A 12,075-nucleotide genomic window follows, 5' to 3' on the forward strand; every position below is an offset into this window, starting at 1 on the left:
TGAGGATGCGCGCGGGCTCTCAGCCGATGCGTGTATCACGATCACGGAGTTACGCGCCTTATGTCACATCAGCATCCGATTATTGCAGTTACCGGCTCCAGCGGGGCGGGAACGACAACAACCAGTCTGGCCTTCCGTAAGATTTTTCAACAGTTTGACCTGCGCGCCGCCCAGTTGGAAGGGGACAGTTTTCACCGCTATACCCGCCCGGAAATGGATATGGCCATTCGCAAAGCGCGTGATTTAGGGCGCCACATCAGCTACTTCGGTCCTGAAGCAAATGACTTCAGCCTGCTGGAACAGTCGTTTATCGAATACGGTCTGCACGGACGCGGCCAGACGCGTAAATATCTGCATACCTACGATGAAGCCATTCCCTACAATCAGGTTCCCGGAACCTTCACGCCGTGGGAGCCGATGCCGGAACCCACCGATATCCTGTTTTATGAAGGGCTGCACGGCGGCGTCGTCACCGACCAAAACGACGTGGCACAGCATGTCGATTTGCTCGTCGGCGTGGTGCCGATCGTCAACCTGGAATGGATCCAAAAGCTGATTCGTGATGTCAATGAACGTGGTCACTCGCGTGAAGCGGTGATGGATTCCGTCGTCCGTTCGATGGAAGACTACATCACCTACATCACCCCGCAGTTCTCCCGTACGCACATCAACTTCCAGCGTGTGCCCACCGTGGACACCTCCAACCCGTTTGCTGCCAAGTCGATTCCCTCACTGGATGAAAGCTTCGTCGTCATTCACTTTCAGGGGTTGGATAATATTGACTATCCCTATCTGCTGGCCATGTTGCAGGGATCGTTTATCTCCCACATCAACACGTTGGTCGTTCCCGGCGGGAAAATGGGGCTGGCGATGGAGCTCATCATGGCACCGCTGGTGCAGCGGTTAATGGAAGGGAAAACCATCGAATAAGCCAGACTGGGCACGGCAGAACCGTGCCCAGAAGAAGGGATCAACCCAACACTCTAATTTCGTGGCTGTGCGTCACCTCAACGGCTTTGCCCAGCATCAATGCCACAGAGCAGTATTTTTCCGCCGACAGGGCGACAGCTCGTTCAACGGCTTTGTCGGTCAGCCCTTTCCCCGTCACGATAAAATGCAGATTGATATGGGTAAATAAGCGCGGCGCTTCAGACCGGCGCTCTGACGTCAGTTTCACTTCACAGCCCGCCACATCGTTGCGGCCTTTTTGCAGAATCGAAACCACATCAATCGCGCTGCATCCCCCCACAGACATCAACACCATTTCCATCGGGCTGGGCGCTTTATCGCCGGAATTGCCGTCCATCAATATCTGGTGCCCTGACGCGGATTCGCCCAAAAACGTTAAGCCTTCAACCCATTTTACCCGTGCCTGCATGGTGCCTCTCCACTAAAAATTTTTTGAAAATTTATACCGTTACTGTACAAAAACCAGCGTTAATCAGAGCTTTGTCATGCTGAAGCGAGACAACACAAGACACGTCCTTAAAGCTGTGTTAAAACGAAAACAGAATAGACCTTTTCTGGACAAACCCAGAAACGAAGAAGATGATGACGTAGCCGGACATACCCCAGCCACGTTTACGGTGCGGCAAGGCAGCAACCGGAAAATCAAGGGTACAGTGGTTCCAGTATATTCCCTGACGTCATTCTGCCTAGACTGAATTTTATTTTTTTGAGCAGTTAAACACGCCGTACAGGGAACTCTGACCCCTGTAATTTGCGCAGTGAATTACAACAGAGGATGATAGCGAATGGTTCTCGGCAAACCGCAAACAGACCCAACTCTCGAATGGTTCCTTTCCCATTGTCATATCCACAAGTATCCATCGAAGAGCACGCTTATTCACCAAGGTGAAAAAGCAGAAACGCTTTACTACATCGTGAAAGGCTCTGTCGCAGTGCTAATCAAAGATGAAGAAGGCAAGGAAATGATCCTTTCCTACCTCAATCAGGGCGATTTTATCGGCGAGCTCGGCCTGTTTGAAGAAGGTCAGGAACGCAGCGCTTGGGTGCGGGCAAAAACCGCCTGTGAAGTGGCTGAAATTTCCTATAAAAAATTCCGCCAGCTCATTCAGGTTAACCCAGATATCCTCATGCGTCTGTCTGCGCAAATGGCAAGCAGACTCCAGGTGACTTCAGAGAAAGTCGGCAACCTCGCCTTCCTTGATGTGACCGGTCGTATTGCTCAAACTCTACTCAACCTGGCCAAACAACCTGATGCCATGACGCATCCAGATGGCATGCAAATAAAAATTACCCGTCAGGAAATTGGGCAAATCGTTGGCTGCTCGCGTGAAACCGTGGGCCGCATTCTGAAAATGTTAGAAGACCAGAACCTGATCTCGGCACACGGTAAAACGATTGTCGTTTACGGCACTCGCTAAATCCCTGTCGCTGTACCCTACCCACAAAAAAGCGTGAAGCCTCGGCCTCACGCTTTTTTTATGGCGAGCTTCCTGCTCGCCACCCTTTGGGCCGCCGCAAGCGGCGTTGAAAAACGTTCCCTACGTTTTTTTATGGCGAGCTTCCTGCTCGCCACCCTTCGGACCGCCGCAAGCGGCGTTGAAAAACGTTCTCTACGTTTTCCTATCACACCGTTTTCAGTGAGTAATCAATTTGCTGCATTAACAACCTGTGCGACGGCGTTGGCGAACTTCTCCATCCCCTGCGCAATGTCATCCTCATCAATGATCAAAGACGGCACAAAGCGGATGACGTTCGGCCCTGCCATCAGCACCATCAGACCCTGAGCCGTTGCAGCAGCCAAAAACTCACCCGCGCGGCCATGCCACTGCGGTTTTAGTTCTGCCCCCAGCAGGAGCCCCATGCCGCGAACCTGCTCGAATACGCCGTACTGCTGGTTGATTTTCTCCAGTTCACTGACAAAGCGATCGTGCCGATCCGCGACGCCTGACAGCACTTCCGGCGTATTGATGATATCCAGCGCAGCTTCCGCCACCGCACAAGCCAGCGGGTTGCCGCCGTAGGTGGTTCCGTGTACCCCCACCGTCATCGCAGAAGCGATCTCTTCCGTCGTCAGCATCGCACTAATCGGGAAACCGCCACCCAGCGCTTTAGCGGTGGTGAGAATATCCGGCGTAATACCGTAATGCATATAGCTGAATAATTTACCGGTACGCCCCATCCCACTCTGCACTTCATCAAATACCAGCAGCGCCTTGTGTTGATTGCACAGCTCGCGAACGCCTTGCAAAAACTCAGCCGTAGCCGGTGTAATGCCGCCCTCGCCCTGAATTGGCTCCAGCACGACGGCACAAGTGTGATCGTCCATCACCGCTTTGACCGCAGCCAGATCGTTGAAAGGAACATGGACAATATCCGCAGGCTTAGGCCCGAAACCATCGGCATATTTAGGCTGTCCACCAACCGAAACGGTAAACAACGTCCGGCCGTGGAACGCATTGTAGAAGGCGATGATCTTGGTTTTATACGGGCTATGACGTTTAACCGCATAGTGACGTGCCAACTTAAACGCCGCTTCGTTAGCTTCAGCGCCGGAGTTAACAAAAAACACGCGATCGGCAAAAGTGGCATCAATCAATTTACTGGCGAGGCGTAGCGCAGGCTCGTTGGTGAAAATATTGCTGGTGTGCCACAGCTTTTCACCCTGCTGCTGCAATGCGTTCACCAACGCAGGATGGCAATGACCCAGTGCCGTAACCGCAATGCCACCGGAGAAATCAATATACTCACGGCCGTCCTGATCCCAGACGCGGCTCCCTTTACCTTTCACTGGTACAAACTTCGCGGGTGCATAAACCGGCAAAATCACTTTATCGTGAGTATCCCGTGTCACTGCTTTCTGCTCTGCTGCCATTTGCTGCCTCACTCTGCTATCCATCACGTTAGAATGAAAATATAGTCAATAAATATGCATAAAAAATCAATTACAGGCAATATTAAATCGGCTACTGGAGAGAATAACTTTCTATCTCACTAAATTTTAAGGAAATTATCCAAAAGTTGATGCCCTTGCTGGCTGAGGATGCTTTCAGGATGAAACTGCACACCTTCCAGCGGAAGCGAGCGATGGCGGATCCCCATAATCTCGTCACGCTGACCTTCATGTTCGCTCCAGGCCGTGACTTCAAAGCAATCGGGTAGCGAGGAAGAATCAATGATGAGTGAATGGTAGCGAGTAACCGTCAAAGGCAGAGCTAGCCCCGTGAAAACACCTGTATTGCTATGCGCAATCGCAGACGTTTTCCCGTGCATGACCTGCCGTGCCCGCACCACGCGCGCGCCGAACGCCTGCCCCATCGCCTGATGGCCAAGGCACACGCCCAGAATCGGTAATTTATCGGCGAAGTGACGGATAGCCGCCAGTGAAATGCCCGCCTCATCCGGCGTACAGGGGCCAGGGGAAATGACCAATCTCTCAGGCGCAAGCCGTTCAATCTCACGCAGCGTGAGTTCATCATTACGCTTCACCACAACCTGCGCGCCAAGCTCACAAAAGTATTGGTAAAGGTTGTAGGTAAAGGAATCGTAGTTATCGATAATTAGCAGCATAGTTATTGTACAGGTAGTCAGAAAAGCCGTACTAACATACATGAAATTCGTGTCAGACACCCAACCGTTGTCGCCAGCAAAGACAGAAGGCGTCCCATCGCGATCTAATAAAAATAGCACGATAATAATCACGTAGTTTATAAATAATTTACTCTTGTAATAAACATCTTTATTAATAGGTAATATTTATTATTCATCTCTATAGAAAATGATTTCTTTGAAATCATTTTTAACAAAAAAAAATAATAACCAAAAATTCCTTATGAATTAATTAAGTTTTTTCATCTGGCATGAAAAAACGATAGGATTTTTTTATCATCGATGTTTATTTTTGATGGCGATCACAGTTGCCTACCGAGTGAATAAATCCCACATGAAGACTGGGTAAAAATAAAGAATCCATATTGAAAAAATGAGCGTAAAAAACACAATGTATTGAATTTAAAGCGTTTAAATAGAAATTAGTTTCCATTGAAAAGTAATAACCACAAATCCGCTAAGTTGTCCTATTTTATTTAACTAATATATTTAACGCCCCATCTTGTATTGTTTATTTTTTCTGTTAACACTTATCTCGGCTTTATAGACAAACCTTAATTTCATTTTTGTTGAAACAGCCTTTTTATTACACAGGGTGTGTAGTGATAAATACCCAAAAAAATCTATGTCAAGGAGAGTACACAATGAAATACCTACTGCCTTCTGCAGCCGCTGGGCTGTTGCTGCTTGCTGCCCAACCTACGATGGCGGCAAATACAGGGGGTTATGCCACCACGGACGGCGGCGACATTTCCAGTGCGGTGAAAAAAACAGCGCGTTCTCTGCAAGAGATCGTCGATATCATTGAGGCTGCGAAAAAAGACTCAAGCGGTAAAGCGGTCAAAGGTGGAGCCTATCCGCTCGTGATTACCTACAACGGCAATGAAGATGCGCTAATCAAAGCCGCCGAAGCTAACATCTGCGGCCAGTGGAGCAAAGATCCACGCGGTGTGGAAATCAAAGAGTTCACCAAGGGGATCACCATCCTCGGGACCAACGGTTCTTCCGCTAACTTCGGTATCTGGATTGTCAACTCTTCCAACGTTGTCGTGCGTAACATGCGCTTCGGCTACATGCCGGGTGGCGCAAAAGATGGTGATGCTATCCGTATTGATAACTCGCCGAACGTCTGGATCGATCACAACGAGATCTTCGCTAAGAACTTCGAATGCGCCGGTACACCAGACAACGATACGACTTTTGAGTCAGCTGTCGATATCAAGAAAGCCTCAACCAACGTCACGGTATCCTACAACTATATCCATGGTGTGAAAAAAGTGGGTCTGAGCGGTTCCAGCAACACGGATACGGGTCGTAACCTGACTTACCATCACAATATTTATAGCGATGTTAACTCACGTCTGCCGCTGCAACGTGGTGGCCAGGTTCACGCGTACAACAACCTGTATGATGGCATCAAAAGTTCAGGCTTTAACGTTCGTCAGAAAGGGATTGCACTGATCGAAAGCAACTGGTTCGAAAATGCGCTCAACCCAGTGACCGCACGTAATGATGACTCCAACTTCGGTACCTGGGAACTGCGTAACAACAACATTACCAGCCCATCTGATTTTGCTAAATACAACATCACCTGGGGTAAACCATCCACACCACACATCAATGCGGATGACTGGAAAAGCACGGGCAAATTCCCTGCTCTCCCGTATAGCTACTCCCCAGTTTCCCCACAGTGCGTGAAGGATAAACTGGCAAGCTACGCTGGCGTAGGTAAAAACCTGGCTGTACTGACTGCCGCTAACTGTAAATAAGCACAATAAACCCGGCTCATTCACTCTGTACCGGGTTCTCTCTGAGCGAGCCATTCAGGCTCGCTCATGTTTTAAGGAACCTGTGCAAAGTTGCCAATGCAGCCGTCAAAGAAACAGACTTCATACTCACCACCATTCCGACAATCATAAATTATGGTCAATAAGATCTATTTTCCTATTGCGTAAAGTGCGCTATATAGCAATTAATAATAATTATTTTTTAACAAACTAAAATTCAACATAAAATTAACGCATAACATAAATAATATTGAGCACACGTGTGATAGTATATTTTGACTTAAGATGAGTTTTTACGTGAGTTGTAACAATCATCACCAGAAAAATCGCCAACCAAAAGCTAATAAATAACGAAACCAGAATGAAATTATCGTCAACCCTAAACATAACCTACTGATTTTCTATTCTTTTAAAAGAATGATGTTTCTTATAAATCCTCGATTATTAAACCATCAGCATTACAAAATGTTTCAACCCTGATACATTTAACATTTCACCCTTGAACTGATCTTATTTTTTGACCACACTCCCCTTGGTTTTTCATCAAGATTGAGATTCATTTTTGTTGAAAAATTTGTACCTGTTACATCGGGCATACGGAGCAATAAATGCCCATGAAATTATATTCCAAGGAGACAGTTATAATGAAATATCTATTGCCTACGGCAGCAGCCGGATTGTTACTTTTCGCTGCTCAGCCAGCCATGGCCGCAAATACGGGCGGTTATGCCACCACGGATGGTGGAGACGTTTCCGGTGCCGTAAAAAAGACTGCACGTTCTCTGAAAGAGATTGTGGATATCATTGAAGCCGCAAAAGTGGATTCAAAAGGCCAAAAAGTCAAAGGCGGCGCGTATCCGCTTATCATCACCTATAACGGTAATGAAGACTCGCTAATCAAAGCGGCCGAAAAAAATATCTGCGGTCAGTGGAGTAAGGACGCGCGCGGCGTAGAAGTCAAAGAGTTTACCAAAGGGATCACCATTCAGGGCACCAATGGCTCATCCGCCAACTTCGGTATCTGGATTATCAATTCATCCAACGTTGTCGTACGTAATATGCGTTTTGGCTATATGCCGGGCGGCGCGCAAGACGGCGATGCCATTCGTATTGATAACTCGCCGAACGTCTGGATTGACCACAATGAGATCTTTGCCAAAAACTTTGAGTGTAAAGGCACGCCAGACGATGACACCACTTTTGAATCGGCCGTCGATATCAAGAAAGGGTCAACTAACGTCACGGTATCCTACAACTACATCCACGGCATTAAAAAAGTGGGTCTGAGTGGTGCAAGCAATTCGGATACGGGTCGTAACCTAACTTATCATCACAATATTTATCGTGATGTTAACTCACGTCTGCCGCTACAGCGTGGCGGGCTGGTTCATGCGTACAACAACCTGTATGACGGCATCACGGGTTCAGGCTTTAACGTCCGCCAGAAAGGGATCGCGCTGATCGAAAGCAACTGGTTTGAAAATGCGCTTAATCCGGTGACAGCACGTAACGACAGCTCCAACTTCGGTACCTGGGAGTTGCGCAACAACAACATCACCAAACCGGCAGATTTTTCTAAATACAACATAACGTGGGGTAAGCCTTCCTCTCCGCATATTAATGCGGATGACTGGAAAAGCACCGGAAAATTCCCTTCCATCTCTTATAAATACACCCCAGTTTCTGCACAGTGCGTGAAGGATAAACTGGCAAACTATGCAGGCGTAGGTAAGAATCTGGCGGTACTGACTGCAGCTAACTGTAAATAAAAGCGGTCAGGCTTTTCCCGTCATATGAATGACAGGAAGTCATCAGCCTGAACTTCCCGCAGCGGCGTCTCTTCATGAAGAGACTCGACTCTACCCGAGCGAGCGCTAAGCGTTCGCTCGTTTTTTATGGGAACCGACACATGAGCGTGGATGCACATTTCTTAAAGCGATGAATTAAAGATCAAGCTAACTATTTAAAAAATTAATTAATAGTCTGATAAATTAACGAAAAAACCATTCATTAACCAAGGATTAAATAATAAAAAGAATAGTAACTCATCAACACGCGATTAATTAATAATTTGATCGGCATCAAATATTTTTTGACACGGTCATCTCAATGAGGAAAATTTACTTATTTATTGATATCGCTCACAGTTATCGCTTCTATCAAAACCGCCTTATCACAGAATAATAAAACGAAATGTAATTTTATTTTTCATAAAAAAACCTCATATCATTATTTTAGAAAAAATGAAAAAAATATTTTCATTTAAAATAGAAACTTATTAATAACCAACATTGTCGGTGTTATTCACCCGATAGATTTAATATCTAAATATTGAATTATTTTATTTTTATGGTAACACTTAATTGGGATTTCAATAAACCTTGATTTCATTTTTATTGAAACATCCCGATAATATAATCTGGGTTATGTGGATCATTTATACCCAAAAAAAATTCAATTCCAAGGAGAGTACCTTAATGAAATACCTACTGCCTTCTGCAGCCGCTGGGCTGTTATTACTTGCAGCCCAACCGACGATGGCGGCAAATACGGGCGGTTACGCTACCACTGATGGTGGTGACGTTGCCGGTGCCGTGAAAAAAACTGCACGTTCCATGCAAGACATCATTGATATCATCGAAGCCGCGAAGCTGGATTCCAATGGTAAGAAAGTCAAAGGGGGCGCTTACCCACTCGTCATCACCTATAACGGTAATGAAGACGCGCTGATTAAAGCCGCAGAGAACGATATCTGCGGTCAGTGGAAGAAAGACGCACGCGGTGTGGAAATCAAGGAGTTTACCAAAGGGATTACCATTATCGGAACTAATGGGTCTTCCGCCAACTTCGGAATTTGGCTGGTTAAATCATCCGATGTCGTCATCCGTAATATGCGTTTTGGCTACATGCCGGGCGGCGCGCAGGACGGTGATGCCATTCGTATCGATGACACCCCGAACGTCTGGATTGACCACAACGAGATCTTCGCGAAAAATTTTGAATGCGCGGGAACAAAAGACGGTGACACGACATTCGAATCTGCGATTGATATCAAGAAAGCCTCAACCAACGTCACCGTGTCGTACAACTACATTCACGGCATCAAAAAAGTGGGCCTGAGCGGCTTCAGCAGCAGCGATACGGGCCGTGACCTGACTTACCATCACAATATTTACAACGACGTTAACGCTCGCCTCCCACTGCAACGTGGCGGTAAAGTTCACGCCTACAACAACCTGTATACCGGCATCACCAGTTCTGGCCTGAACGTGCGTCAGAATGGGATTGCGCTGATCGAACGTAACTGGTTCGAAAATGCGAAAAACCCGGTGACCTCACGTTACGACGGATCCAATTTTGGTACCTGGGATCTGCGTAATAACAACGTTATGAGCCCTGCTGACTTCGCGAAATACAACATCACCTGGGATAAAGATTCCAAGCCCTACGTGAATGCTGAAGACTGGAAGAGCACTGGCACGTTCCCTTCTCTTCCTTACAGCTACTCTACCGTTTCTCCACAGTGCGTGAAGGATAAACTGGCGAACTATGCAGGGGTGGGCAAAAACCTTGCTGTCCTGACGGCAGCAAGTTGTAACTAGTTGATAAGTGTAAAGCGAACTTCAGGCTCCGCCCCTCATTGTCCTGTGCTAGAAGGAGCCTGCAAGCGAGTTTAACGACCGTCGATTAATCGTTCAGGCCGCACTTAAGCGAGCCCTTAGGGCTCGCTCATTTTTATCGTTACTATTCAAGGAAATGAAATGAAACGTTCTCTTCTGTTCGCCGCACTGTTCAGCGCTGGCTTAGTATTCAGTGTTGCCGTACCGATGGCTAGCGCCGCCACACCGGCAGCACCAGAGTTGAAAGGATTCGGAACCGATACCGTTGCAGGTAGCGGTGGGCGTATTATTCGCGTCACAACGCTGGCCTCTTCTGGAGTTGGTTCACTTCGGGAAGCCCTGGCCGCTAAAGGGCCACGCATTATTGTTTTTGAGGTTGGCGGGATTATCGATCTGAATAAAAGCGACCTCCGGTTAACGGAGCCGTTTGTCACCATCGCTGGCCAGACGGCCCCCTCTCCCGGCATCACCATCATTCGGGGCGGAATGGGCATTAGCACTCATGATGTGCTCATGCAGCACATCCGTTTTCGCATCGGCGATGCCGGTACGGGTAAAAAAAGCGGCTTTGAACGCGATGTTTCAATCAACGGTAAAGATGCCTACAACGTCGTGATCGATCACTCGAGTTTTGCGTGGGGGACAGACGAAAATCTGTCTATTTCCGGTCCACGCTATGACGGCCCACAGGGAACCGCACACCGCATCACACTTTCAAATAATATTGTTGCTGAAGGCTTATACGACTCGGCTCACACCAAAGGCATCCACTCGATGGGCACGCTGGTTCACGATAACGTGACTGATGTGTCAATCATTGGCAGCCTGTATGCGCACAACAACGAGCGCAACGCCTGGTTCAAGGCTGGCTCAACGGGTGTCATGGTCAATAACCTGATCTACAACCCCGGCATTTGGGGCATTCGCGTTGGTGGCGTTAAGGCTGAGTGGGAAGGGAAAACCATGCCCGCCAGCCCACGCGTTTCCGTTGCGGGTAACGTGATGCACTACGGTGCCAATACCAAAGCCGGTTTAGGATTGGTAGGAAGCAACAGCTCCGGCGATGTCTGGATGTCAGACAACCTCGCTTACGATGCCAACGGAAAAGCGGCACCACAAATCTGGGGCAGCGGGATTAATTTACTCAAGGTCTCCCCTATTTGGCCTTCAGGTTTAACAGCATCGTCCGCCAGCGCCGTCACCAATCAGGTGCTACAAAGCGCAGGCGCACGCCCCAAAGATCGTGATGCTGTCGATCAGCGTATCGTGGACAATTTCAAACAGCGGAAAGGCAATTTCGTGAACAGCCAGGAAGAGGTTGGCGGCTATCCCGTTGCGACGGCAACCTACCGTCAGTTGAACGTGCCGAGCACGGGTGTGGATGCCTGGCTACAGCAGATGGCAAAAGCGCTGGAATAACACAGTCGTTAATACGTGAAGATCGAAAAGGGCCACATCAGTGGCCCTTTTCGTCTTCTCAGCTATTGTCTATCTCACCACTCAGGGCAGCACTTTCGCGGACTGAATCACGATAGGCGTAGTCGGCACATTCTGGTAAGGCCCGACGTTCTTCGTTGGTACCTGAGAGATCTTATCTACCACTTCCATCCCCTTCACCACTTTACCAAACACGGCGTAGCCAAAATCACGCTGGCCGTGATCGAGGAACGCGTTGTCTGCAACGTTGATAAAGAACTGGCTGGTGGCGCTATCCTTTTCTGCGGTACGCGCCATCGCGATCGTGCCACGCTGGTTACGCAGGCCGTTGTCGGCTTCATTTTTGATCGGCGCATTCGTCGCTTTTTGGCTCATTTCGCCAGAAAAGCCACCGCCCTGCACCATAAAACCAGGGATGACACGGTGAAATGTCGTCCCGTTATAAAAACCATTGTTAACGTACTCGACGAAATTTTTTACCGAAACTGGTGCTTTTTGGTTATCTAAAGACAGTTCGATATTGCCCGCAGACGTCGTCAACAGCACACGCGTGGTGGCGTTGGAAGCCGCAAAGGCCGGAGAGAATGCCGTCAGTGAAATAAGGGCTGCCGCGGCAACCAGAGTACGTTTGAACATGAGAATTCCTTTTTGAAGAG

10 protein-coding genes are annotated in these 12,075 nt (G+C 48.1%); 6 read left to right on the forward strand and 4 right to left on the reverse strand.

The window, feature by feature from the left end; all coding sequences use genetic code 11:
* Positions 1-60: 60 nt before the first annotated feature.
* Positions 61-930: a phosphoribulokinase gene (locus tag LCF41_RS19875; RefSeq protein WP_225086002.1), complete on the forward strand. Its 870-nt coding sequence runs from the start codon at positions 61-63 to the stop codon at positions 928-930.
* 40 nt (positions 931-970) lie between these two features.
* On the opposite strand, the gene LCF41_RS19880 is transcribed toward LCF41_RS19875, so the two are convergent.
* A complete protein-coding gene (locus LCF41_RS19880) occupies positions 971-1,378 on the reverse strand; it encodes an OsmC family protein (protein ID WP_225086003.1) in 408 nt (135 codons plus the stop codon).
* A 376-nt stretch (positions 1,379-1,754) separates the two neighbouring features.
* Between LCF41_RS19880 and crp the strand changes: the two genes are divergently transcribed.
* Positions 1,755-2,387 carry a cAMP-activated global transcriptional regulator CRP gene (gene crp, locus LCF41_RS19885; RefSeq protein WP_004090925.1) on the forward strand — a complete coding sequence of 211 codons (633 nt, stop codon included), beginning with the start codon at positions 1,755-1,757 and terminating at the stop codon, positions 2,385-2,387.
* A 227-nt stretch (positions 2,388-2,614) separates the two neighbouring features.
* Here the strand turns inward: crp and argD are convergent, their stop codons facing one another.
* Together argD and LCF41_RS19895 are read right to left on the reverse strand one after the other, a co-directional pair.
* Entirely contained in the window at positions 2,615-3,841 is a 1,227-nt protein-coding gene (argD, locus tag LCF41_RS19890) for a bifunctional acetylornithine/succinyldiaminopimelate transaminase (RefSeq protein WP_225086004.1), read from the reverse strand.
* A gap of 119 nt (positions 3,842-3,960) precedes the next feature.
* A complete protein-coding gene (locus tag LCF41_RS19895; RefSeq protein ID WP_225086005.1) occupies positions 3,961-4,536 on the reverse strand; it encodes an aminodeoxychorismate synthase component II in 576 nt (191 codons plus the stop codon).
* A 683-nt stretch (positions 4,537-5,219) separates the two neighbouring features.
* Between LCF41_RS19895 and pelA the strand changes: the two genes are divergently transcribed.
* The 4 genes from pelA to pelZ all read left to right on the forward strand — a co-directional run bounded on the left by pelA (position 5,220) and on the right by pelZ (position 11,401).
* The gene (gene pelA, locus LCF41_RS19900) at positions 5,220-6,344 is read left to right on the forward strand and encodes a pectate lyase PelA (RefSeq protein WP_225086006.1); all 1,125 of its coding nucleotides are present in this window, start codon (positions 5,220-5,222) and stop codon (positions 6,342-6,344) included.
* Positions 6,345-7,006: 662 nt separating this feature from the next.
* Positions 7,007-8,131, forward strand: coding sequence for a pectate lyase PelB (pelB, locus tag LCF41_RS19905; protein WP_225086007.1), 1,125 nt, complete (start codon positions 7,007-7,009; stop codon positions 8,129-8,131).
* Between the two features lie 708 nt (positions 8,132-8,839).
* Complete coding sequence (gene pelC, locus LCF41_RS19910; protein WP_225086008.1) at positions 8,840-9,964, forward strand: pectate lyase PelC; 1,125 nt, start codon at positions 8,840-8,842, stop codon at positions 9,962-9,964.
* Between the two features lie 159 nt (positions 9,965-10,123).
* Positions 10,124-11,401: a pectate lyase PelZ gene (gene pelZ / locus LCF41_RS19915; protein WP_225086009.1), complete on the forward strand. Its 1,278-nt coding sequence runs from the start codon at positions 10,124-10,126 to the stop codon at positions 11,399-11,401.
* Positions 11,402-11,482: 81 nt separating this feature from the next.
* Here pelZ and ppiA read toward each other — a convergent pair whose 3' ends face one another.
* Entirely contained in the window at positions 11,483-12,055 is a 573-nt protein-coding gene (gene ppiA / locus LCF41_RS19920) for a peptidylprolyl isomerase A (RefSeq protein ID WP_225086010.1), read from the reverse strand.
* Between the last annotated feature and the right edge of the window lie 20 nt (positions 12,056-12,075).

The organism is Pectobacterium colocasium, assembly GCF_020181655.1.
Lineage (GTDB): Bacteria > Pseudomonadota > Gammaproteobacteria > Enterobacterales > Enterobacteriaceae > Pectobacterium > Pectobacterium colocasium.